At 64.4% G+C, this 22,622-nt stretch carries 26 protein-coding genes; 18 read left to right on the forward strand and 8 right to left on the reverse strand.

What is annotated here, in order from left to right; translation table 11 throughout:
• The first annotated feature begins 129 nt into the window (after window positions 1-129).
• Window positions 130-1,152 carry a TerC family protein gene (locus ACVWY6_RS20100; RefSeq protein WP_457540512.1) on the forward strand — a complete coding sequence of 341 codons (1,023 nt, stop codon included), beginning with the start codon at window positions 130-132 and terminating at the stop codon, window positions 1,150-1,152.
• Here the strand turns inward: ACVWY6_RS20100 and ACVWY6_RS20105 are convergent.
• Both ACVWY6_RS20105 and ACVWY6_RS20110 read right to left on the reverse strand, forming a co-directional pair.
• Window positions 1,124-1,408 (reverse strand): YciI family protein, encoded by a 285-nt coding sequence (locus tag ACVWY6_RS20105; RefSeq protein ID WP_023959696.1) that lies wholly within the window; start codon window positions 1,406-1,408, stop codon window positions 1,124-1,126. The genes ACVWY6_RS20100 and ACVWY6_RS20105 overlap by 29 nt on opposite strands.
• Before the next feature lie 11 nt (window positions 1,409-1,419).
• Window positions 1,420-2,004 (reverse strand): amino-acid N-acetyltransferase, encoded by a 585-nt coding sequence (locus ACVWY6_RS20110; RefSeq protein ID WP_084248233.1) that lies wholly within the window; start codon window positions 2,002-2,004, stop codon window positions 1,420-1,422.
• 147 nt (window positions 2,005-2,151) lie between these two features.
• On the opposite strand from ACVWY6_RS20110, the gene pgsA reads away from it, so the two are divergent.
• The 8 genes from pgsA (at window position 2,152) to ACVWY6_RS20150 (ending at window position 7,916) form a co-directional block, all read left to right on the forward strand.
• Entirely contained in the window at window positions 2,152-2,814 is a 663-nt protein-coding gene (pgsA, locus tag ACVWY6_RS20115; RefSeq protein WP_030163453.1) for a CDP-diacylglycerol--glycerol-3-phosphate 3-phosphatidyltransferase, read from the forward strand.
• 274 nt (window positions 2,815-3,088) lie between these two features.
• Window positions 3,089-3,418 carry a helix-turn-helix domain-containing protein gene (locus ACVWY6_RS20120; RefSeq protein WP_023959688.1) on the forward strand — a complete coding sequence of 110 codons (330 nt, stop codon included), beginning with the start codon at window positions 3,089-3,091 and terminating at the stop codon, window positions 3,416-3,418.
• 84 nt (window positions 3,419-3,502) lie between these two features.
• The gene (gene pspA / locus ACVWY6_RS20125) at window positions 3,503-4,306 is read left to right on the forward strand and encodes a phage shock protein PspA (RefSeq protein ID WP_457540515.1); all 804 of its coding nucleotides are present in this window, start codon (window positions 3,503-3,505) and stop codon (window positions 4,304-4,306) included.
• 111 nt (window positions 4,307-4,417) lie between these two features.
• A complete protein-coding gene (locus tag ACVWY6_RS20130; RefSeq protein ID WP_169805145.1) occupies window positions 4,418-4,591 on the forward strand; it encodes a hypothetical protein in 174 nt (57 codons plus the stop codon).
• A gap of 21 nt (window positions 4,592-4,612) precedes the next feature.
• Window positions 4,613-5,776 carry a glycosyltransferase gene (locus ACVWY6_RS20135; protein ID WP_457540518.1) on the forward strand — a complete coding sequence of 388 codons (1,164 nt, stop codon included), beginning with the start codon at window positions 4,613-4,615 and terminating at the stop codon, window positions 5,774-5,776.
• A gap of 22 nt (window positions 5,777-5,798) precedes the next feature.
• Window positions 5,799-5,993: a DUF3046 domain-containing protein gene (locus tag ACVWY6_RS20140; protein WP_023959680.1), complete on the forward strand. Its 195-nt coding sequence runs from the start codon at window positions 5,799-5,801 to the stop codon at window positions 5,991-5,993.
• Between the two features lie 239 nt (window positions 5,994-6,232).
• Window positions 6,233-7,273 carry a recombinase RecA gene (recA, locus tag ACVWY6_RS20145; protein WP_030163447.1) on the forward strand — a complete coding sequence of 347 codons (1,041 nt, stop codon included), beginning with the start codon at window positions 6,233-6,235 and terminating at the stop codon, window positions 7,271-7,273.
• 13 nt (window positions 7,274-7,286) lie between these two features.
• The gene (locus tag ACVWY6_RS20150) at window positions 7,287-7,916 is read left to right on the forward strand and encodes a regulatory protein RecX (protein WP_457540520.1); all 630 of its coding nucleotides are present in this window, start codon (window positions 7,287-7,289) and stop codon (window positions 7,914-7,916) included.
• Window positions 7,917-7,919: 3 nt separating this feature from the next.
• Here ACVWY6_RS20150 and ACVWY6_RS20155 read toward each other — a convergent pair whose 3' ends face one another.
• Genes ACVWY6_RS20155 through ACVWY6_RS20170 form a run of 4 tightly spaced genes read right to left on the reverse strand, consistent with a single transcriptional unit; the run spans window position 7,920 to window position 11,231 of the window.
• A complete protein-coding gene (locus ACVWY6_RS20155) occupies window positions 7,920-8,786 on the reverse strand; it encodes an amino acid ABC transporter permease (protein WP_457540522.1) in 867 nt (288 codons plus the stop codon).
• On the reverse strand, window positions 8,783-9,466 hold the full coding sequence (locus ACVWY6_RS20160; RefSeq protein ID WP_030163440.1) for an amino acid ABC transporter permease: 684 nt from the start codon (window positions 9,464-9,466) through the stop codon (window positions 8,783-8,785). Before ACVWY6_RS20160 ends, ACVWY6_RS20155 begins: the two co-directional genes overlap by 4 nt.
• Window positions 9,463-10,476 (reverse strand): glutamate ABC transporter substrate-binding protein, encoded by a 1,014-nt coding sequence (locus ACVWY6_RS20165; protein ID WP_457540524.1) that lies wholly within the window; start codon window positions 10,474-10,476, stop codon window positions 9,463-9,465. The genes ACVWY6_RS20160 and ACVWY6_RS20165 overlap by 4 nt, the downstream gene beginning before the upstream one ends.
• A 26-nt stretch (window positions 10,477-10,502) precedes the next feature.
• Window positions 10,503-11,231, reverse strand: coding sequence for an amino acid ABC transporter ATP-binding protein (locus ACVWY6_RS20170; protein ID WP_062797874.1), 729 nt, complete (start codon window positions 11,229-11,231; stop codon window positions 10,503-10,505).
• A gap of 214 nt (window positions 11,232-11,445) precedes the next feature.
• On the opposite strand from ACVWY6_RS20170, the gene miaB reads away from it, so the two are divergent.
• Entirely contained in the window at window positions 11,446-12,969 is a 1,524-nt protein-coding gene (gene miaB, locus ACVWY6_RS20175; protein WP_457541162.1) for a tRNA (N6-isopentenyl adenosine(37)-C2)-methylthiotransferase MiaB, read from the forward strand.
• Complete coding sequence (locus ACVWY6_RS20180) at window positions 12,969-13,604, forward strand: Rv2732c family membrane protein (protein ID WP_457540526.1); 636 nt, start codon at window positions 12,969-12,971, stop codon at window positions 13,602-13,604. The genes miaB and ACVWY6_RS20180 overlap by 1 nt, the downstream gene beginning before the upstream one ends.
• 62 nt (window positions 13,605-13,666) lie before the next feature.
• Here ACVWY6_RS20180 and ACVWY6_RS20185 read toward each other — a convergent pair whose 3' ends face one another.
• Complete coding sequence (locus ACVWY6_RS20185; RefSeq protein WP_457540528.1) at window positions 13,667-15,043, reverse strand: DUF349 domain-containing protein; 1,377 nt, start codon at window positions 15,041-15,043, stop codon at window positions 13,667-13,669.
• Between the two features lie 195 nt (window positions 15,044-15,238).
• On the opposite strand from ACVWY6_RS20185, the gene ACVWY6_RS20190 reads away from it, so the two are divergent.
• From ACVWY6_RS20190 to ACVWY6_RS20210, 5 genes are all read left to right on the forward strand, one after another.
• Window positions 15,239-15,949, forward strand: a complete 711-nt coding sequence (locus ACVWY6_RS20190; protein ID WP_317713974.1) for a class III extradiol ring-cleavage dioxygenase family protein — start codon at window positions 15,239-15,241, stop codon at window positions 15,947-15,949.
• Window positions 15,946-16,857: a tRNA (adenosine(37)-N6)-dimethylallyltransferase MiaA gene (gene miaA, locus ACVWY6_RS20195; protein WP_457540530.1), complete on the forward strand. Its 912-nt coding sequence runs from the start codon at window positions 15,946-15,948 to the stop codon at window positions 16,855-16,857. The genes ACVWY6_RS20190 and miaA overlap by 4 nt, the downstream gene beginning before the upstream one ends.
• 27 nt (window positions 16,858-16,884) lie before the next feature.
• A complete protein-coding gene (dapF, locus tag ACVWY6_RS20200) occupies window positions 16,885-17,769 on the forward strand; it encodes a diaminopimelate epimerase (RefSeq protein WP_457540532.1) in 885 nt (294 codons plus the stop codon).
• A 45-nt stretch (window positions 17,770-17,814) separates the two neighbouring features.
• On the forward strand, window positions 17,815-19,251 hold the full coding sequence (gene hflX, locus ACVWY6_RS20205) for a GTPase HflX (RefSeq protein WP_457540534.1): 1,437 nt from the start codon (window positions 17,815-17,817) through the stop codon (window positions 19,249-19,251).
• Between the two features lie 86 nt (window positions 19,252-19,337).
• Complete coding sequence (locus ACVWY6_RS20210) at window positions 19,338-20,480, forward strand: acyl-CoA dehydrogenase family protein (RefSeq protein ID WP_023959665.1); 1,143 nt, start codon at window positions 19,338-19,340, stop codon at window positions 20,478-20,480.
• 105 nt (window positions 20,481-20,585) lie between these two features.
• Here ACVWY6_RS20210 and lexA read toward each other — a convergent pair whose 3' ends face one another.
• The gene (gene lexA / locus ACVWY6_RS20215; RefSeq protein WP_023959664.1) at window positions 20,586-21,305 is read right to left on the reverse strand and encodes a transcriptional repressor LexA; all 720 of its coding nucleotides are present in this window, start codon (window positions 21,303-21,305) and stop codon (window positions 20,586-20,588) included.
• A 222-nt stretch (window positions 21,306-21,527) separates the two neighbouring features.
• Between lexA and ACVWY6_RS20220 the strand changes: the two genes are divergently transcribed.
• Window positions 21,528-22,052, forward strand: a complete 525-nt coding sequence (locus ACVWY6_RS20220; protein ID WP_457540537.1) for a LysM peptidoglycan-binding domain-containing protein — start codon at window positions 21,528-21,530, stop codon at window positions 22,050-22,052.
• A 95-nt stretch (window positions 22,053-22,147) separates the two neighbouring features.
• On the forward strand, window positions 22,148-22,597 hold the full coding sequence (nrdR, locus tag ACVWY6_RS20225) for a transcriptional regulator NrdR (protein ID WP_023959662.1): 450 nt from the start codon (window positions 22,148-22,150) through the stop codon (window positions 22,595-22,597).
• Window positions 22,598-22,622: the final 25 nt, after the last annotated feature.

Genomic DNA, 22,622 nt, shown 5'->3' on the forward strand with positions numbered 1-22,622 from the left:
CACGCCTCGGGTCTGCTCCACACCTGCACCGCGATGGGCGGGGCGAGGGACGGTATTCGCGTGTCCGTGGGCGGTTCGATCCTTCGGTAAAGTGGTCTTTACTTTTCCGAAACTGCTGCTGGAGGCTGCGTGGACGTATCACCACTCGTGTGGATTATCACCTGTCTGGTGATCCTGGGACTCTTCATATTCGACTTCTTCGCCCATGTGAGAACCCCACACGCTCCCTCGTTGAAAGAATCCGGCTTCTGGTCGGCCGTCTACATCTCCATCGCCCTGATCTTCGGTGGCTTCGTGTGGTGGAAATGGGGTGGGACCTCGGGCACCGAGTACTACGCCGGATTCATCACGGAGAAGGCGTTGTCGGTCGACAACCTCTTCGTCTTTGTCATCATCATGGCGAAGTTCGCCGTGCCGCGTGAGTACCAGCAGAAGGTTCTGCTCCTGGGCATCGTGATGGCCCTGGTGATGCGCGGTGCATTCATCGCCGTCGGTGCGGCCGCGATCAATGCTTACTCGTGGGTCTTCTACCTCTTCGGTGCATTCCTCATCTACACCGCGGTGAAGCTGCTGCGTGAATCCGGGCACGAGGAAGAGGTCGAAGAGGAGCGGGAAAGCCGTATCCAGCGCTTTGTGAAGAAGGCGCTGCGGACCACCGACAACTACGACCGCGACAAGCTGTTCACCAAGGAGAACGGCAAGCGCCTCGCGACCCCGATGCTCATGGTCCTGATCGTCATCGGGTTCACCGACGTCCTGTTCGCCCTGGATTCGATCCCGGCCATCTACGGCCTCACGGAGGAGCCGTACATCGTCTTCACCGCCAACGCTTTCGCGCTGATGGGTCTACGCCAGCTGTACTTCCTGCTCGGCGGATTGCTCGACAAGCTGGTTTTCCTGTCGTTCGGCCTGTCGTTCATCCTCGGCTTCATCGGCATCAAACTGGTGTTGCACGCTCTGCACGAGAACACGCTGTCGTTCATCAACGGCGGCGAACACATCAAGGTGCCGGAGATCTCGACCCCGCTGTCGCTCGGCGTGATCGTCGGAACCCTGGTGATCACCACCATCGCCAGCCTGGCGAAGACACGATTCGACGAGGGGCGCGCCGACAAACAGGCGGTCAGTCAGAAAACGGACCAAAAACACTGACCCACTTGTTGATCCGGACCTCACCGACGTAGCCGGCAACCGCGAACGGGTCGGCGGCCAAGATGTCCTTGGCCGCCTGCTCGTCGGCGCAGTCGAGCAGGATCAGCGCGCCGCTTCCATCGGCGTACGGCCCGGCCATCCGCACAACACCTTCGCTGTTCAGCTTGGACAGCCAGGCGCGGTGGTCGGGCCGAGTGGTGTCGCGCCCGTCGGCGAACTCTACGGGGTAGGTGTATTCGACGCTGAACAGCGGCATGGTTCGACCTTTCAGAGGTTGGCGAGCATTCGGGTGTTGCCGAGTGTGTTGGGTTTTACGTAACTGAGGTCCAGGAACTCCGCGACGCCGGCGTCGTAGGAACGGCACATCTCCTCGTACACCTCGGCGGTCACCGGTGTGCCCGCGATCTCGGAGAAGCCGTGTTTGGCGAAGAAGCTGGTCTCGAAGGTGAGGACGAACACCCGGGAAAGCTGCAACTCGCGGGCCATACCCATCAGTCGGCTGACGATCTGATGGCCGATCCCGCGCCCCGCGTAGGACTTGTCGACCGCGACCGTGCGGACCTCACCGAGGTCTGCCCACAAGACGTGGAGTGCGCCGCAGCCGACAACCGTGCCATCGATCTCGGCGACCCAGAACTCCTGGACGGCCTCATAAAGGGTCACGAGATTCTTCTCGAGCAGAATCCGTCCGGCGTACTGATCGATGAGTTCCTTGATACGGGGTACGTCAGATGTGCGGGCACGGCGCACGCTCACGTCGCCTCGCGAAACGGGGGAATCGTGGTGACCGGCCAGGTCGGCCGGTCCAGATGTCGCGGCATGCTCGTGTGCCGAGCTGTCGTGAGGTGCCATGAATGAACAGTAATACGCGGGCACACCGGGGCCGGTGGGCCGCCGTCCGGACCGGGCCGATACCCACGGCCCTGGGTGGCGGGGCCTCCGCCTATCCTGTGGTCGTGGGCATTGGGCAATTCTTATCACCGGAACCAGGTGCAGCCCGTGGCTGATCGTTTACGACGGCAGGTGAACGAGCCGGAGCCCGACCCGATCTCCGATCCGGTCAGCACTGATGTGCCCGTGTTGAACCTTGCCAATGTGCTGACGATGTTCCGTATCGTTCTCGTCCCCGTATTCGTCGTGGTCCTGTTCATCGACGACGGCGACAACCCGTGGTGGCGGACGATGGCGTGGGGCGTGTTCGCCCTCGCCGCCGTGACGGATCACTACGACGGTCGTATCGCCCGTCAACGGGGCCTGATCACGGACTTCGGCAAGCTGGCCGACCCGATCGCGGACAAGGCGCTGATCGGTTCGGCACTGATCGGGTTGTCTGTGCTGGGTGAGCTCCCGTGGTGGGTCACCATCGTCATCCTCGCCAGGGAACTGGGCATCACCGTGCTCCGTTTCTGGGTGCTGCAACATGGCGTGATCCCGGCGAGCCGGGGCGGAAAGCTCAAGACGCTGCTCCAAGCCATCGCGATCGGACTGTTCATCCTGCCGCTGCCCGGGCCGCTGCACTGGCTGGCGATCGCCGTCATGGCTGCCGCGCTGGTGGCGACCGTCGTCACCGGGGTCGACTATGTCTGGCAGGCGCTGGCGAAGCGGGCACAGCGTCGTCGTGACGCAGCTGCCGCGCGCCGAACCGACCGAACCGGTAGGTGAACCGCAGGTTCGTCGTCGAGCCGGCGGATGGGTGCATCTCGCTGATCACCGCGGAGCTTGGCCGATCGTCGATGTGGCCGGGTGGGAATGGCTCGTTCGGCATCGGAGTTCTACCGGTGTCGCTACGCGGCGATCGGCGGGATCTTCGTCTAGTCTCGACCACACGGTCGACGGACGAAGCGCTCGGGAGGATCTGCTGCACAGCGCTCGGCGGTTCGGGAACGGATTCGGCCCGTGCGGCGTTGGACTGACTGACGTGTTGAGGAGGACTCATATGGCACTGCTCCTGCGGGAAGCACTCGGTGGCAGCCTACGGCGGGTCCGGATGGATCAAGGCCGTACGTTGCGTGAGGTATCAACCAGTGCCCGGGTCAGCCTGGGTTATCTGTCGGAAGTCGAACGCGGCCAGAAGGAAGCGTCGAGCGAACTGCTCGCCGCCATCTGCGATGCGCTGGAAGTGGAGATCGCCGATGTGTTGCTCGATGTCCGCGATACCCTCCGCACCGGCCACGACCAGCCCACGACCCCGCCCACGCACACGACGATCGCCACCGAGACCAAGGTGGTCATCCCGCAGCCGGCATCGGCTCTGGCGGCTGCGTGATCGATGTCTTGTGCCACCGGGCCGGGCCAGACGATAGATTAGATCGAGACTGCTCGGATTCGGACTTCAAGACAAGGCGGGGCAATGGCTAACCCATTCGTGAAGGCGTGGAAGTACCTGATGGCGTTCGGCAACGCCAAGATCGACGAGAACGCCGACCCGAAGATTCAGATCCAGCAGGCGATCGAGGACGCGCAGCGTCAGCACCAGGCGTTGTCGCAGCAGGCTGCGGCGGTCATCGGCAACCAGCGCCAGTTGGAGATGAAGCTGAACCGTCAGCTCGAGGACATCGAACGTCTGCAGGCCAACACCCGTCAGGCGTTGACGCTGGCCGACAAGGCCGCCGCCTCCGGCGACGCCGCCAAGGCGACCGAATACACCAACGCCGCAGAGGCTTTCGCTGCCCAGCTGGTCACCGCGGAACAGAGCGTCGAGGACCTCAAGGCGCTGCACGACCAGTCGCTGCAGGCGGCCGAACAGGCCAAGCGCGCGGTGGAACAGAACTCGATGACGCTGCAGCAGAAACTCTCTGAGCGCACCAAGCTGCTCAGTCAGCTCGAGCAGGCCAAGATGCAAGAGCAGGTCTCGGCATCGCTCAACCAGATGAGTGAACTCTCCGCCCCCGGCAACACGCCGAGCCTCGACCAGGTGCGGGACAAGATCGAGCGACGCTACGCGAATGCACTGGGATCGGCCGAGTTGTCGCGCAATTCGGTTCAGGGCCGGATGCTCGAAGTGCAGCAGGCCAGCGTGCAGATGGCAGGACACTCACGACTCGAGCAGATCCGCGCGTCCATGGCGGGCGAATCACTGGCCGCGGGCGACTCGGCCACGACGCCGGCCGTCGACCAGGCGAAGACGAACATCGAGAAGCCGCAAGCCAACTGACGTCTCCGGGGTCAGGGTAGTCCCTGAACTTCCCCCCATCTTGGTCGTTTTCGACTGACATCGGAACCGAGCACTGGCACCGTTGAGGTCACTCGGACGACAGGAGATGTCATGTGGTGGAAAGTTCTTCTAGCGATACTTGTGGTGTGGCTGGCCTTCGGGCTGATCATGGCCGTGGTGAAGGGTCTGCTCACGGTGCTCGTGATCGGGCTCGTCGTGATCGGGATCGTCGCGGTGATCAAGTGGGCAGCTTCTGACAAGAGTTCGACCAAGATCGGTTCGTGATCGGCGGTACGGGGGACACGCGTGCGGGCAGCTCTGGTGGCAGGCTCAGACGCCGGTCATGCCTTTCCGATGTTCGCGCTGGCGGAGTTGTTGCAGGACAACAACATCGAAGCGGTGGTGTACACGGGTTCGCAGTGGATCGAGAAGGCAACCGCTCGCGGCCTCGACGTCCGAGAGCTCCCGGGTCTGACGGCGTCGGCTGCTGACGACGACACCGATGCGGGTGACAAACTCAGTGCACGCGCGGCGCGGATGAGCCTGCAACTGGCGCCGGTGCTCGCTGAACTGGAACCCGATCTGGTGGTCGGCGATGTCATCACCGTGTGTGGCGGCTGGGCCGCCGAGACGATCGGTGCCCCATGGGTGGAACTGTCTCCCCATCCGCTGTACCAACCCTCGGTGGGGCTTCCCCCTGTCGGCAGTGGCCTGGAACCTGGCACTGGCCTGTCCGGCAGGGTGCGTGATGCGCTGATGCGCGCGGCTACCGGCCGATCCATTCGAGTGGGACAACAACAGCGTGCGGCCGCCCGGGTGGGCATCGGGCTCGATCCCGCGCAGCCGCATCCGGGAGCGCGGCTGATCGCCACCCTTCCGGCGCTGGAGGTGCCCCGCCCGGACTGGCCCGACGGAGCCGAGGTGGTCGGCCCCCTGCTGTGGGAACCCACCGACGCCGTCTTCGCACGTCCCCCCGGTGACGCCCCGTTGGTTGTCATCGCGCCGTCCACCGCGGTGACCGGTTCGGCAGGTCTGGTGGAGGCGGCGCTGGCTGCTCTCGACCCGCGCGTACTGGGACGCCCGGTGCGGGCGGTGGTCTCGGGGCTCGATCCCGAGGTAGGTGATCTACCGTCGTGGGCTGTGGCCGGACACGGCAGGCAAGACGAGCTCCTCCACGACGCATCGCTCGTCATCTGCGGTGGAGGACACGGAATGCTGGCGAAGTCCATGCTGGCCGGCGTACCTCAGGTGCTCGTTCCCGGCGGCGGAGATCAGTGGGAACTGGCCCAGCGTGCCCGCCGATGGGGCAGTGCCGCGGTGGTCAGGCCCACCACCGTCGAGTCGTTGGCCGCGGCGTGCCGAAAGGTGCTGGACAACAAGTCATTCACCGACGCCGCCCGACGCGGCGCCCGGACCGGTGTCGACGTTGTCGACCCGGTCGCGGTATGTGTCGGTGCAGCGCGGTCCTGAAGGTTTCGCTACGCTCGGTCACGTGCGATTGACCGAATTCTCCGAACTCATCAGCACCGAGTTCGGGTCCACCACTGCGAATTCGATGCTTGTCGACCACGTCCTCACCGACCTCGGTGGCCGGACGGCTGCCGAAGCGCTTGATGCCGGCATCGATCCCAGAGATGTGTGGACAGCGCTGTGCCGGGACTTCGACGTCCCGCGGGAACGCTGGTAGCAGTACTTCATCTGCCCCGGCGTGTCGGATGTCCGGGTGGTTGACTCGAACAAGCGTTCGCCTAGAGTGGGTGGTGTTCGACGCGAGGACGGGAACGTCGAGATCCGGGATTGTCAGAGGGCTGATCTAGCGTGACGTCAGTGCGCAAAGAGATGCCGAATACGCGAAAGAAAGCCCGATCCCGCCAGACCGGCGGCACCACCACCGCCGACAACTCGGCGCAAACACTAGGGGAAACCATGGCAGCCCAACCAGACCGCGAAAAGGCCCTCGACCTGGCATTGGCCCAGATCGACAAGAACTACGGCAAGGGCTCGGTGATGCGTCTCGGCGAGAACGCCCGCCAGCCGATCGCCACCATCCCGACCGGCTCGATCGCGCTTGATGTCGCACTCGGCATCGGAGGTCTCCCGCGAGGCCGCGTCGTCGAGATCTACGGGCCGGAATCGTCGGGTAAGACCACCGTTGCGCTGCACGCGGTCGCCAATGCACAGGCCGCCGGTGGCATCGCGGCGTTCATCGACGCCGAGCACGCCCTCGACCCGGACTACGCGCAGCGGCTGGGAGTCGACACCGACGCGTTGCTGGTGTCACAGCCGGACACCGGTGAGCAGGCACTCGAGATCGCTGACATGTTGATCCGGTCGGGCGCTCTCGACATCCTTGTCATCGACTCGGTCGCGGCGCTCGTGCCGCGTGCGGAGATCGAGGGCGAGATGGGCGACAGCCACGTCGGTCTGCAGGCGCGGTTGATGAGCCAGGCACTGCGGAAAATGACCGGTGCCATGAGCAATTCGGGCACCACCGCGATCTTCATCAACCAGCTGCGCGAGAAGATCGGCGTGATGTTCGGGTCTCCCGAGACCACCACCGGTGGTAAGGCGCTGAAGTTCTACGCATCGGTCCGTCTGGATGTGCGCCGGATCGAGACCCTCAAGGACGGTACCGAGGCAGTCGGTAACCGCACTCGCGTCAAGGTCGTCAAGAACAAGGTTGCCCCTCCGTTCAAGCAGGCCGAGTTCGACATCCTGTACGGCCATGGCATCAGCAAAGAGGGTTCGCTCATCGACATGGGCGTGTTGCACGGCTTTGTCCGCAAGTCCGGTTCCTGGTTCACCTATGAAGGTGAACAGCTGGGCCAGGGCAAGGAGAACGCTCGTAAGTTCTTGCTCGAAAACACCGAGGTGCGTGACGAGATCGAGAAGAAGATCAAGGAAAAGCTCGGGATCGGCGCTGTCCTGACCGAGGACGCCGTCGCGCCGGCACCGGTCGAGTTCTAGGACGCCGATTCAGGTGAACAGGCCTGCGGGAGAGGACGTCCACGAGAGCACCGCCGAGCTGCGGTCCGCGATCGCAGACATCCTCTCCCGCAGTGCTGTCCCGGCCGATCCGCCTGCGACGCAGCCTGCTCCGGAGAGTTTCGGCGACCGCGCCGCTACCACCGCATCGGCTTATGACGCCGCATTGCGGTTACTCGGCGTCCGCGCACGGAGTCAGGCAGAACTGCGCAAACGATTGCACGACAAAGATTTTGCGCCTACCGAGATCGAATCGGTGATGACTAGGCTCGCCGCGGCCGGTCTGCTCGACGACGTCGATTTCGCCGAGCAATGGGTGCATTCCCGACACCGCCACAGCGGCAAGGGACGCACTGCTCTACGGCACGAGCTCCGGCAGAAGGGCGTCGCCGACACCGTGATCGAGCACGCACTCGATCAGATCGACGACGACGCCGAACGCGAACGGGCAGCAGATCTGTTGCGCCGCAAAATGTCTCGCCTGACAGCCGAAGACATCGCTGACCGGGCCCTGCGGGACAAACACGTTCGGCGACTGGTAGCGATGCTGGCCAGACGTGGGTACGCGCCGTCTCTGGCCATGAGTCTGGTGAACGAGGAACTGAACCAGCTCACTGCCGAGTGAAGATCAGATAGCAGCGGCCTGTTCGTCCACTTTCACATCTGCGACCGGTCCGCGATTCTTGCCTTCCCTCAGTCTCCGCTCGATGACGGTGGCCAACGTGGAGAGCCCGAAGTTCAGCAGGATCATCACGGCGGCGACCACCACGAGGGCCGGTAGATAGTTGCCGTAGAACGATGCCGACTGGATGCCGGACCGAACCACCTCGACATAACCGATCGCGTATCCGAGTGCACTGTCCTTCAGAGCGATGACCATCTGCGATATCAGTGCAGGCAACATGGCAGTCACCGCCTGCGGGAGCAACACCAGTCGCATGGTCTGTGATTTGCGGAGGCCGAGTGAGTTCGCCGCCTCGAGCTGGCCGCTCGGTAGCGATGTGATGCCTGCCCGCAGGATCTCTGCGATGACAGAGCCGTTGTACAACGTCAGTCCGGTCACCACGGCAGCGAAGGCCAGGTCCTCGGCTGGGAAGACGGCGTATTCGGCAAACAGGTAGTAGGCGAAGATCATCAGGATGAGCACGGGTATGGCCCGGAAGAACTCGACCACCGCTCCGCTGAGTCCGCGAATCGCTCGGTGGTCGGACAATCGGCCGATGCCGAGAACCGCGCCGAGCAGTAGAGCCAACACGATCGACAGAACCGCGGCGGAGAGTGTTCCCCACAAACCGGGCAGCAGGTAGGTGGTCCACGTGTCCGGTTCCAGAAACGGCTTCCACTTCTCGCTCGTCAGCTGCCCGTTGCCGGCCAGTGCCACGACCACGTAGATCGCGATGGCGAGTAGCACCACCGCGAATCCGACAGCGATGAGCTGATTGCGACGCCGTGCCCTGGGCCCCGGAGCGTCGTAGAGAACTGTTGCACTGCTCATCGCTTGACCGCCAGACGCTTTGCGAGGAAACCGAAGACATATCCCTCGGTGAGGGTGATCACCATGAACCCGATGGCGATGATGACGAAGATCCCCACCACCTGATCGGCGTGGTTCTCGATCTGTTCTTTCATCAGCAGCGAGGCCTCGGCCACACCGATCGCCGAAGCGATCGTGGTGTTCTTGGTCAGTGCGATCAGCACGCTGCCCATCGGACCGATCACCGATCTGACCGCTTGGGGAAGCACGATGATCCCGAACACCTTGCTGAACGGCAGGCCGAGCGAGCGAGCCGCTTCGGCTTGTCCGAGTGGCACGGTGTTGAACCCCGAACGCAGCGTCTCGCAAACGAACGTGGACGTGTAGAGCACAAAGGCCAGGACGGCGAGCCAGAAATTGTTGTTGGTGATGAACTCGTCGTTCTCCTGAGCCAGCTTCAGCCCGAGGTTTTGGTACAGGCCGACCGAGGCAAAGATGACGATGAGCGTCAGCGGAGTGTTCCGGACGATATTGACGTACCAGGTTCCGAACACACGCATGACGGGGACAGGAGAGACCCGCATGCCGGCCAGAACGGTGCCCCAGATGAGGGATCCGATGGCCGAGTAGAAGGTGAGTTTGAGCGTGACCCAGTAGGCAGGCCACAGCTGCGGTCCGATGTCGGACCAGAGTTCACTCATGACAGTTCCGCCGGGCATGGGGTGGATGTCGACTCGAGGAAGCCGAGGTCTCCTGGCACCGGGGTGAACTGGTACTTGGAATCGGGACCCTGCGCACGCTCGATCATCGAATCGACTTCGCTGTCGCCGATCTCGTCGCGCAAGGCGATCTCCCAGGCCGACTCGCCGCCGTCGGCAGGCTTTGCCAGCATCGACCTGAGTGCCTCGTTCACCGCCGTCACGGATTCGGGATAGTCCTTGGGCATCCCGATGCCATATCGCTCGGTCGAGAACGGGGTGCCGGCCTTCTTGAGCGATTTCTTCCCGCTCGAGGTCACACATGCGTCCTTGGGGTACGTCATGTCGACGATCTTGAACTCATCGGGGAAGAAGTCGGAGAACCCAGCGAGGATGGCCTCGTCGGTGGTGAGGGCGTCAACCTTGTTGCGGCGCAGAGCCTCAACACAGGACGAGTACGAGTCGTACTCCTGCAGCTGGATTTTCGGCAACTGGTTCTTCACGTTCTGGGCCGAGGTGGAGCCTGTCACCGAACACAGCTTCTTGCCTTTGTTCAGATCCGTCAGCGTGGTGATGCTGTCGTCGTCCTCGCGGACCAGCAGCCCCTGGTAGTTGATCAGATAAGGACCGGCGAAACTCACCTTCTTCGAACGGGCCGCGTTGATCGAGTAGGTGGCGGCGATCATGTCGACCTCACCGTTGTCGATGAGCGTCTCGCGTTGCGCCGATGGGGTTTCCCGCCATGTGATCTTCGGCTTCTTCCACCCGTTGGTCTGCGCGATGGTGTTGACCACGTACTCGGACACCGCGACATCGAATCCGGTGAACGACTTGTCGGGGTGTCGCAGACCCAGGCCGGGCTGATCGAACTTGGTGCCGAGGATGACCGAGCCGCTCTCGATCGATTCCATGAGGTTGCGCGGGCTGGTGTTACCGCATGCGGTGAGTGCTGTGCAGAGCACCACGATGGCCAGGGCCGGTAGCAGGATCCAGTGTTTCGAGTTCTCACGCATGGTGCGCTTCCTCGTTGGCGCCGTCTTCAATGGCCGAGGATCTTGCCGAGGAAGTCACGGGCGCGCCCGGACTCGGGCCGGGTGAAGAACGACTCGGGATCGGTGTCCTCCACGATGGCGCCATCGGCCATGAAGACCACTCGGTCGGCCGCCTTGCGGGCAAACCCCATCTCGTGGGTGACGACCAGCATCGTCATGCCCTCTTTTGCGAGTGAGACCATCACGTCGAGGACTTCGTTGACCATTTCCGGGTCCAGAGCGGATGTCGGCTCGTCGAACAACATGACCTTGGGATCCATCGCCAGTGATCGTGCGATGGCAACGCGTTGCTGCTGCCCGCCGGAGAGTTGCGCCGGGTACTTGTCCTTCTGGCTCGCGATGCCGACTCGCTCCAGCAATTCCATCCCGCGCTTGTTCGCCGCAGCCTTGTCCTTGCCACGCACCTTGATCGGTGCCAGCGTCACATTGTCGAGAATTGTTTTGTGCGCGAACAGATTGAACGACTGGAAGACCATTCCGACGTCGGCGCGCAGGGCGGCGAGCGCCTTGCCTTCGGCGGGCAACAACTTGCCGTCGATACGAATCTCGCCGCTGTCGATCGGCTCGAGCCGGTTGATCGTGCGGCACAGGGTGGACTTGCCCGATCCCGACGGACCGAGGATGACCACGACCTGACCGGCGGGCACCTCGAGGTCGATGTCCTTGAGCACGTGGAGGTCGCCGAAGTGCTTCTGCACGTCGCGCAGAGCGATCATCGGTGGGGCGGTCTGTGTGGCGGCCGGCCCGTCGGGATGAGGCGCGGACGAGCCCGCTCGAGGTGCTGTCATAACTGTCGACCTTAAGGTGCCGGTGTCGGCGAGCAGCGGGGGACCGGGAACATCGCCGGCTGGAGGGGCGGATCGCCGCAGCTCAGCCGCCAATTTCACCTGGTCTGATGGGCCAAGTACCCTGGTAGGAGTGACAATCTCGATGACGGATCCGCAGACCGGGCACCCCGACACCATGGGGCGCTCCTACCAGGTCCGCACCTACGGCTGTCAGATGAATGTCCACGACTCCGAGCGTATTTCCGGTCTCCTCGAAGAGGCCGGTTATGTCCGCGCATCCGACGATGGCGATGCCGACCTGGTGGTCTTCAACACCTGCGCCGTCCGGGAGAACGCCGACAACAAGCTGTACGGCAACCTCTCGCATCTGGCACCGGTCAAGGCGAGTCGTCCCGGAATGCAGATCGCTGTCGGCGGCTGTCTTGCCCAGAAGGATCGCGGCACCGTCCTGGAGAAGGCCCCGTGGGTCGACGTCGTGTTCGGAACACACAACCTCGGATCTCTGCCGGTGCTGCTCGAACGCGCTCGCCACAATGCGCAGGCCCAGGTCGAGATCATCGATGCACTGGAGGCCTTTCCGTCCACGTTGCCCGCCAAACGCGAGTCCGCGTATGCGGGGTGGGTGTCGATCTCGGTCGGTTGCAACAACACCTGCACGTTTTGCATCGTGCCGGCTCTTCGCGGCAAAGAGGTCGATCGCCGGCCCGGAGACGTCCTCGCCGAGGTGCAGGCGCTGGTGAACGAAGGGGTTGTCGAGGTCACCTTGCTCGGCCAGAACGTGAACGCCTACGGGATGTCGTTCGCCGATCCGGATCTGGGACGTGATCGGGGAGCATTCGCCGCGCTGCTGCGTGCCTGCGGTGACATCGAGGGTCTCGAACGTGTGCGGTTCACGTCGCCGCACCCCGCAGAATTCACCGACGACGTGATCGAGGCGATGGCGCAGACCCCGAACGTCTGTCCCCAACTGCACATGCCGTTGCAGTCGGGTTCTGACCGGATCCTCAAGGCGATGCGCCGCAGCTACCGCAGCACAAAGTTCCTCGGAATCATCGAGCGGGTGCGGGCGGCGATGCCGCACGCATCCATCACCACCGACATCATCGTCGGATTCCCCGGTGAGACCGAAGAGGATTTCCAGGCGACCCTCGACGTGGTCGCCGCGGCCAGATTCACCAGCGCGTACACCTTCCAGTATTCGCCCAGGCCGGGGACACCGGCGGCCGACATGGCCGACCAGGTACCCAAACATGTTGTGAGTGAGCGCTATATGCGGCTGACCGACCTGCAGGACCGGATCTGCCTGGAGGAGAACCAGAAGCTCATCGGCGCGCCGGTGGAGGTCCTGGTGACCGCCGACGGCCGAAAAGATCAGGGCCGGATGACCGGCCGTGCGCGCGACGGCCGGCTCGTCCACTTCGCCAGCGATGGCGACGCCATCCGCCCGGGCGATCTGGTGGACGCGGTCGTGACCGGTGCGGCACCGCACTATCTGCTGGCCGATGATGGTATCCGCGGCCATCGGCGCACCAGGGCCGGCGACGCGCACGCGGCCGGTACCACCCCCCAAACCCCGCCGATCGGAGTCGGACTCGGTCTGCCGCCGATCGGGAAGCCTGACGAAGCGCCGGTTGAATCTGCCTGTGGCGCAGGATGCGAGCTCTGATGACCGAGAAGAACAACGGACCGGACCCAGCGGGTTTCGATCAGTTCAAGGGCGATCTGCGCAAGGCCGAACGCAAGGTCGCCGGCGAGATCGACCCCGGGGCCCGCGCCGTGGTGGTGGCGGTTGCGGTGCTGGTGGCGATTCTGTCCTTCGTCCTGCCCCACACCGGGTCCGTGACCGGCATCGACGTGATCACGTTCAGCTCGGACGCGGCGGCCGAGCGGGTGACCATCACCTCGCGCGTGTTCGTGGTCCTGCAGCTGGTCTTCGGGATCGGTTTCTCGGCGCTCGCACTGCTCACCCGTCGATGGGTCTTCGCCTGGATTGCCCTGTGCGGCAGTGCGGTGTCCTGTTTCGCGGGTTTGTTGGCGTGGTGGTCGCGCAACACTCCGGGAGTGTCCGGAGAGGAGCCGCCCAGCGGCGTCGGCATCGGCTTGATCATCGGATGGCTGGCGATGTTCGTGATCACCTTCCACTGGTCGCGTGTGGTGTGGGCCCGCACCAACTACCAATTGGCTCTCGAGGCGCAGCGTCGCAACGAGGCCGCAGCCGAGGAAGAGCGGGCGCTCGCGCTACAGCGGCGAACGTCCGAACGCCGGCGTGAAAGCCGTCGCTCCGAGGGCGAAGACCTCTAGCAAGCCGCCGGCCCGCCGACATCGTCCGGCCCGCCGGCATCCGTGAGGATGCCAGGTCGACGTCAGTCCCCGATGGCGCCTTCGGCTGCACGCGCCCATTCGCGCCACTGTTCGGCCTGTTCGCGTAGTTTGCGCGCATCCTTGCTCTTGCCGTTGGCTTCCGCCTTGGCAGCCTGATCCTCGAGCTGGGCCACGCGGTCGGCGAACTGCTGTGCACGCGCCTTCACCGCGGGATCGGTGCGCTGCCACTGAGCGGACTCGGCGTCGCGAATCCGCTTCTCCACAGCCTTGATCCGTGCCTCGAGGGAGTGCATCTGTTCGCGCGGGACCTTGCCGATCTCGTCCCACTGGTCCCGGATGGTGCGGAACTCGCGACGAGCCGCCTCGAGATCAGCTTGCGGATCGATGGACTTCTCGGCCCGCGCAAGTAGTTCGAGCTTTGCCTTCGCGTTGGTCTCGAACTCGGCATCGCGTTGTGACGACGCGGCGTTGCGGGCGCTGAAGAAGACATCCTGGGCGGCCTTGAACCGCGCCCACAATGCGTCGTCCTGGTCGCGTGGTGCGCGCCCGGCGGCCTTCCACTGGGTCAGCAGGTCGCGGAACTTCGCTGCGGTGTCGGCCCATTCGGTCGACGACGACAAGGCCTCGGCCTCGACGATCAGCTCTTCCTTGCGTGAACGGGCGCCGGCGCGTTCGCGGTCCATCTCGGCGAAATGTGCACCGCGACGGCGGTTGAAGGTGTCACGGGCCTTGGAGTAGCGCTTCCACAGCTGGTCGTCGGTCTTGCGGTCGACGCCTTTGATGGTCTTCCACTCTTCGAGGATGACCCGCATGCGGTCGCCGGCGACTTTCCATTGGGTCGACTCCGACCCGATCTGCTCTGCTTCGGCGGCGAGCTCTTCTTTGCGGGCGACGGCCTTTGCACGGGCTTCGTCCCGGTCGTGTTTGACCTTTTCGGCGGCGCCGTCCGCGCCGTCGATGATCAGCTTCAGTCGCGATGCGACGGCATCGACATCTCCGATGACCGCTGCCGTGGGCAACGTGTCGAGTAGTGTGGCCGCTGCGGTCTTGGTCTTGCGGGGATCGCCGGTACCGGCGTCAAGGCGTTCCTCAAGCAACTCGACCTCGACCACGAGGTCGTCGAATCGCCGACCGAAGTGCGCCAGGCCTTCGGCGGCTGTGCCCGCCTGCCATGAGGCGATCTGGTGTTCGCCCTCGGAGGTCTTGAGCCACACGGCGCCGTCATCGTCGATACGCCCGAACTTCGAGGGATCCGACGCGGGACGTATCACCTCCGCAGGTGCGGGGTGGACCTTTGCCGGGGGGTGCTGACCGGGGCGCGGGCCCGGTCGCGGGCCGGGCCGGGGACCAGGCTTGGGTCCCGGGGCGGGCGCCGGTGTCTCTGGTGCGGCCGGTGCGGGCGTGTGCTGCTCGGTCATCTCAGTACCTAGTTCCTGCCGCGCGACACGGCTGCCAGTTGCGTTTGTCTACCGGCGGTGAACGGTCTCCACACCCGGGTGGCGGCGCACCGCCTCTATCATTGAAGCAGGTCACCGGCTTGTGTGTGGACACTCGTGGACAATCGGCCGGTCGGGCGCATTCTGGGTTCACGCGCGTCGGCTAGCGTGGCGCAGGTGTTGGTTGCCGCTGCATTTGTCCCGGGCGCGCCGGTATTGGTGCCAGAACTGTCCGGGCCGGCGCTCTCGGAGGTCGCACCGGTGCGGGCCGCGGCATTCGACGTCTGTGGACAACTCGCCGAAATGTGCAGTCGCTGGGTACTTGTCGGTGCCGGAGACCCTCGACGTGAGATGTCTGCGCGGGGAACCCTGGCGGGTTTCGGTGTCGATGTGGCAGTGGAATTGGTCCCGGGTTCTGATGAGCCGACTGATGCCGGCATGCCCACCACAGTGTTGATCGGGGGATGGCTCCGGTCCCGGACGGCTCCACATGTTGCGCTCACGGTGGAGGTCGTGGACCCGGCTGCGCCCGCGCAGTCGTGTCTACGGCAAGGGTCCGACCTAAGGTCGCGGCTCGCGTCGGCCCCGGAGCCTGTCGGTCTGCTCGTGGTGGCCGACGGTGCAACAACGATCACCGAGAAGTCGCCCGGTGGGCTGAAGCGCGGTGCGGTCGAGTTCCAGGACATGATCGACGGCGCGCTCGCAGCGGCCGACCACAACACGATCTCGGGGCTCGACGAATCGCGGTGTGCCGAGTTCGGCGTCGAGGGCAGGGCAGCGTGGCAGGTGGCATCTGGAGCCTTTGCCGGACCATCTCTGGCGTCCGAGGTCCGCTACGCGGGGGCGCCATTCGGTGTGGGTTACACGGTGGCCTGGTGGAACACGTGACCGCCGGGACGAAGCCCATCGCGGTGATCGGGCCCACGGCCAGTGGCAAGTCCGACCTCGCGCTCGATCTGGCGGTCGAGCTGGGCGGGGACATCGTGAACGTCGACGCGATGCAGCAGTACCGGGGGATGGACATCGGTACGGCCAAGGTTCCCGTGCACGAGCGTCGCGGGATCACTCATCATCAGATCGACGTCCTCGACGTCACCGAGACGGCGACCGTCGCCAGGTACCAGCAGGCCGCCCGCGAGGACATCGAGCGTCTCCTGGCGCAGGGGCGAACACCGGTGGTGGTGGGTGGATCGATGATGTACATCCAGGCACTCCTCGACGACTGGAACTTCCCGGCCACTGATCCGGCCGTCCGACGGCGCCACGAAGACGAACTGGCGCGAATCGGAACACGGGCGATGCATGACCGGCTGGCGCAGGTGGATCCGGAAGCCGCCCGGCAGATCCTGGACACCGATGGTCGCCGGATCGTCCGGGCGTTGGAAGTGGTGGAGCTGACGGGTCAGCCCTTCGCCGCGTCGGCTCCGACGATCGGTGACCCCAGGTGGGACACGACGGTGATCGCACTCGATCGCGACACCGCAGAGCTCGACGAGCGGATCGAGCGACGCACGAGTGCGATGTTCGGATCGGGCTTCGTCGACGAGGTGGAGACACTGCTGTCGGCCGGCCTCCGGGACGGTGTCACCGCGGCTCGCGCCATCGGATACGCACAGGTCATGGCCGCCATCGACGGCGAATACGACGTGGCCCGCGCGCAGGAGCTGACCTTCATCGGTACGCGGCGTTACGTACGCAGGCAACGGTCCTGGTTTCGCCGTGACCCTCGCATCCACTGGCTCGACGCCTCGTCGCCGGACCTCACGGGTCAGGCGCTGCGCGCGGCAGGCAGATGAGGAGGTCGGGCGCGTATCGTTGACACAATGTTCGCACGCGTCGACTTCGTCAAAGGGCACGGCACACAGAACGATTTTGTGCTGTTGCCCGACCCCGGCGTGCAGTTGGACCTCACCCCGGAGTTCGTCTCGGCGCTGTGTGATCGTCACCGTGGCATCGGGGCGGACGGGGTCCTCCGGGTCGCCACAGCCGGGGCACTCCGCGACGCGGGTGTGCTCACAGCGCTCGGCGCCGGCATAGCCGACGACGATTGGTTCATGGACTACCGCAACGGCGACGGCTCGATCGCGGAGATGTGTGGCAACGGTGTCCGGGTGTTCGCGCATTTCCTTGCCGCGCACGAGCTCGTGTCCGAACGCTCCTTCACCGTCGGGTCGCGCGCGGGTGCGCGGCCGGTGACGGTGCACGCTGTGACGGGTTCGTCGGCCGACGTCACCGTGAACATGGGCCCAGCCCGTCTCGGCGTCGACAGCAAAGCCCAGATCGACGGCCGGCGGTACGCCGGGGTGTCGGTGGATGTCGGCAATCCCCATCTGGCGTGCGTGGTCGACGGGTTGAAGCCGCAGGATCTGGCGGACATCGATCTGTGCGGGTCGATCACGTTCGACAACACAGTCTTTCCCCATGGTGTGAACATCGAGCTGATCACCGCACCGTTGTCGGCAGGCGCTGCGGACGCCGAGATCACGATGCGGGTCCATGAACGCGGAGTCGGTGAAACCCGCAGCTGCGGTACCGGAGTCGTCGCCGCCGGCGCCGCTGCTCTGCGGTTCATGGGAAGGTCCGAGGGGACGGTACTCGTCAACGTTCCCGGGGGTCAGATCACGGTGACGGTCGATGACGAGAACACAACGCTGCGCGGCCCGTCGGTACTCGTCGGCGCCGGAGTGCTCAACGAGGGATGGCTCTAAAATCGGTATGCACCACACCTACCCGAGTGTCACCATGGTGATCTCATGACCGAAAACAACAAGGCCGGCAACGATCAGCGCGACGCGCCGACGATCGGCGAACTCCAGCTCGACGAACGCAGTTCGCTGCAGCGCGTCGCCGGATTGTCCACAGAGCTCACCGACGTCACCGAGGTCGAGTACCGCCAGCTACGACTCGAACGGGTTGTCCTGGTCGGGGTCTGGACGCAGGGCAGCACCACTGCGCAGGCCAATTCGAGTCTCGCCGAACTCAAGGCCCTCGCCGAGACGGCTGGGTCGGAAGTTCTCGAAGGTCTCATCCAGCGTCGTGAAAAGCCCGACCCGGCAACCTATATCGGGTCCGGCAAAGCTCACGAGCTGCGTGAGATCGTCTTGGCCACCGGCGCCGACACCGTCATCTGCGATGGCGAGCTGACCCCTGCTCAGCTGACCGCTCTGGAAAAAGTGGTCAAGGTCAAGGTTGTCGATCGAACTGCGCTGATCCTCGACATCTTCGCCCAGCACGCGACGTCGCGAGAAGGCAAGGCGCAGGTCGCGCTGGCACAGATGGAGTACATGCTCCCGCGGCTTCGTGGCTGGGGTGAATCCATGTCCCGGCAGGCGGGTGGCCGTGCCGGCAGCAATGGCGGCGTCGGACTGCGCGGACCCGGTGAGACGAAGATCGAGACCGACCGCCGACGGATCCGCGAACGCACAGCGAAACTGCGGCGCGAGATCCGCGAGATGAAGACGTCACGAACCACCAAGCGCGCCAAGCGAAAGCAGGCTGCCGCGTCAGCGGTGACCATCGTCGGGTACACGAACGCCGGCAAATCGAGTTTGATCAACGCGTTGACCGGATCGGGCGTGCTGGTCCAGAACGCCTTGTTCGCAACCCTCGATCCGACAACCCGTCAGATGTCCCTCGAGGATGGCCGTGAACTGGTCATCACCGACACCGTCGGATTTGTCCGGCATCTGCCCACCCAGCTGGTCGAGGCCTTCCGTTCGACCCTCGAGGAAGTCGCCGACGCCGATCTGCTCCTGCACATCGTTGATGGTTCGGACCCGGTTCCGACCGACCAGATCATGGCGGTGCGGAAGGTGATCGAATCCGTGCTCGAGGAGGAGAATGCAACAGCTCCGCCCGAACTGCTCGTGATCAACAAGATTGATGCCGCCGACCCGCTGGTACTGGCGCAGCTCAAAGGGCTGTTCTCGACAGCTGTGTTCATCTCGGCGGCCACCGGCGAGGGCATCGACGTACTCCTCGATCGCATCCGGGAGTCGGTGGCCAGGAACGACGTGCACGTCAGTGTCCGGGTGCCGTATGAGCGTGGCGACCTCGTGTCCCGGATCCATGCCGAGGGTGACGTATTGACCGAACGTCACGAGGCGGACGGGACTGCGATCACCGCCACGGTGCCTGCCGCGCTGTCGCGCCAGCTGGCATCTCTGGCCATTCCCGAGTCAGCCGAATAGCCCTCCGAACTGCAGCTTTGGGCCAGATGTAGAATCCGGTTACAGTTGGATATCCAACCAATGCCACCTGTAATGGAGACCTGACGATGGAACGCACCCTTTTCGAGCCCGAGCACCTTCTCTTCCGCGATTCGTACCGGAGCTTCCTCGAACAGCACGTGGCGCCGAACCACGAACGCTGGGAAGAGCAGAACCTGGTGGACCGGGATGTCTGGGTCGAAGCAGGCAAGAACGGATTCCTCGCGGTGGAGGCGCCCGAGGAGTTCGGCGGCGGGGGAGTCGACGACTTCCGTTACAACACCATCATCGACGAAGAGACCGTCCGCGGCGGCTACAGCGGTATCGGCTTCGCGCTGCACAACGACGTGGTGGCGCCGTACCTGCTCGACCTCTGCAATGACGAGCAGAAGGCACGCTGGCTGCCCGGCTTCGTCTCCGGTGAGCTGATCACCGCGATCGCGATGACCGAGCCCGGCACCGGGTCCGATCTCCAGGGCATCAAGACCAACGCCAAGAAAGACGGCGACAACTGGGTGCTGAACGGTTCCAAGACGTTCATCACCAACGGCATCAACGCGGACCTCGTCATCGTGGTGGCCCGCACCGACCCCGAGGCCGGTGCGAAGGGGTTCAGCCTGCTGGTGGTCGAGCGCGGTATGGAGGGATTCGAACGCGGCCGCAATCTCGACAAGGTCGGGATGAAGGCGCAGGACACCGCCGAGCTGAGCTTCGACAACGTCAAGGTGCCCGCCGAGAACCTCCTGGGCGAGGAGGGCATGGGCTTCATCTACCTGATGCAGAACCTCCCGCGCGAGCGCCTGTCGATCGCTGTTGTGGCGGCCGGTGCCATGGAGTCGGTTCTCGAGACGACAATCCAGTACACGAAGGACCGCAAGGCATTTGGCCGCCCGATCGGTAGCTTCCAGAACTCGCGGTTCCTGCTCGCCGAACTGGCGACGTCCACCGCTACCACCCGTGTGTTCGTCGATCGGTGTATCGAACTGCTGAACGAGAAGAAGCTCACCGTTCCGGACGCGGCGATGGCGAAGTACTACGCCACCGAGAACCAGGTCCACCTCATCGATCGTTGCCTGCAACTGCACGGCGGCTACGGCTACATGCGTGAGTACTCGGTGGCCAAGGCCTTCCTCGATTCACGCGTGCAGACCATCTACGGCGGCACCACCGAGATCATGAAGGAAGTCATCGGCCGAAGCCTCGGGGTCTGAGTACGTTTCATAACTACGCGAAGTGGGGTGCACCGGAAGGTGCACCCCACTCGTGTCTGCGTAGTACCCGCGTTTGTTCGGTTGCCGAGGATGTTGCCGGACGCCTCAGAGGCGCCGCATCACCGTGACGACTTTGCCCAACACAACGGCGTTGTCGCCGGGGATGGGGTCGAACACCGGGTTGTGCGGCATCAGCCACACCGCATCCTTGGTGCGTTTGAACGTCTTGACGGTCGCCTCCCCGTCGATCATGGCCGCAACGATGTCGCCGTTGTCTGCGACATTCTGCTGCCTGACGACCACCCAGTCGCCGTCACAGATGGCGGCATCGATCATTGACTCGCCGACCACCCGCAGGAGGAACAAAGATCCTTCACCGACAAGCTCTTTCGGTAGCGGGAACACGTCTTCGACGGCTTCCTCGGCCAGGATCGGCCCGCCGGCCGCGATGCGGCCGAGGACCGGAACGAACGTCGGTGTCGGCAGGGATTCGTCGGGTACCTGGACCTGGCCGGCCGCCGTGGCCGGATTGAGGTCGGTGTCCTGGATGTTGACCGCCCGGGGACGGTTGTTCTCGCGCTGGAGGAATCCTTTGCGCTCGAGGGTGCGGAGCTGATGAGCGACCGACGACGTGGAGGTGAGGCCGACGGCATCACCGATCTCGCGGATTGACGGGGGATAGCCGCGTTCGCGGACCGACGCCCGGATCACCTCCAGTACGGCTTTCTGGCGCGGGGTCAGCGACCCCTCGGCCAGCGGTTCGGAAGTGACCACCGTCGCGGCCGCCGCGTCCGGCGGCGTCCGGGTGTCTGTCGTATCGGCCATCAGGTCCTCCAGTTCGTACGGTGTCCGGCCAAGGTGTCGTAGCTGTCGAGAGAAGAAAACGCACACGTTGTTCGTTGGATTATGGGGATCACGCTAATGCAATCTGTCACAACTCTCAAACATTTGTTCGATTGGGCGTGGCGTGTGTCGGACCCCCGTGATACAACTCGAACATTCGTTCAATCGAACGAGTGATCGAACTGTTGACCCGAGGATCGAACAATGACTGCAGCCACCACCATCAGCCGCCCGGCCGCTGAGCGGCCCCGTCGCCGGCTCGCCCGAGTCGGTGGGCCCGTCGCCTCCGATCAGTACACCCGCACGGCGCGAGCGCGTGTCGACAGTACTCGCCGGCCGGCCGACCGCAGGCTCGCCGCAGACCGCCGTGTTGTGGTGGGCTGCTCCGAGCCTGGCAGTTACGCACCGTCGGCTGCCGTCGTCGAGCGCGATGTGTATTTCCGCCGACGTGCCTGGGCCGGGGCCGCCGTGGTCGGAATCGGCCTGATGATGCTCGTGTTGTTCCTCATGTTCTTCGGCCGGGTTGTCGAGAGCGGTGCCGCTCCGGCGAACACCGGGACGGCGGTCGTCCACGTGCAGTCAGGAGAATCGTTGGGCGACATCGCCTCTCGAATCGCTCCCGAGATGCCGACCGAAGCGGTGGTGGAGAAGATCATGGACCTCAACGCGATGAGCAATTCAGCGTTGTCGCCCGGGCAATCCCTGGTGACGCCGATCTACGCGCGGTAGCTGCAGTGCTGGGGCAAGCAATCGGCCGGGCGGTATCCTCTACAACAGAGTGTCCGGTCATTCCGACGGGGCCGCTGACGTCCGAGGAACCCTGCATGCACTGCCCGTTTTGCAAGAACGAGGACACGCGGGTCGTCGACTCACGGGTGGCCGACGAGGGCCAGGCGATTCGTCGTCGGCGGGCCTGCTCGCAATGCGGACGGCGGTTCACCACGGTGGAGAGCGCAGTCCTTGCGGTCGTCAAACGCAACGGCGTCACCGAACCCTTCAGTCGCGAGAAGGTGATGAGGGGCGTGAGGCGCGCCTGCCAGGGCCGTGCGGTCGACGATGACCGGCTGCACCTGCTCGCGCAGCAGGTCGAAGAGGCCGTCCGCGCCTCAGGATCGGCCGAAGTTCCCAGCAACGAAGTGGGCCTGGCGATCCTGGGCCCGTTACGGGATCTCGACGAGGTCGCTTACCTTCGCTTTGCGTCGGTGTATCGCTCGTTCGACTCAGTCGAAGACTTCCAGAAAGAGATCGACGATCTGCGAGCGGCCAAACCCTGACCGCCTTTCGTCCGGCAGTGGTGCC

It is taken from the genome of Williamsia sp. R60, assembly GCF_054063855.1.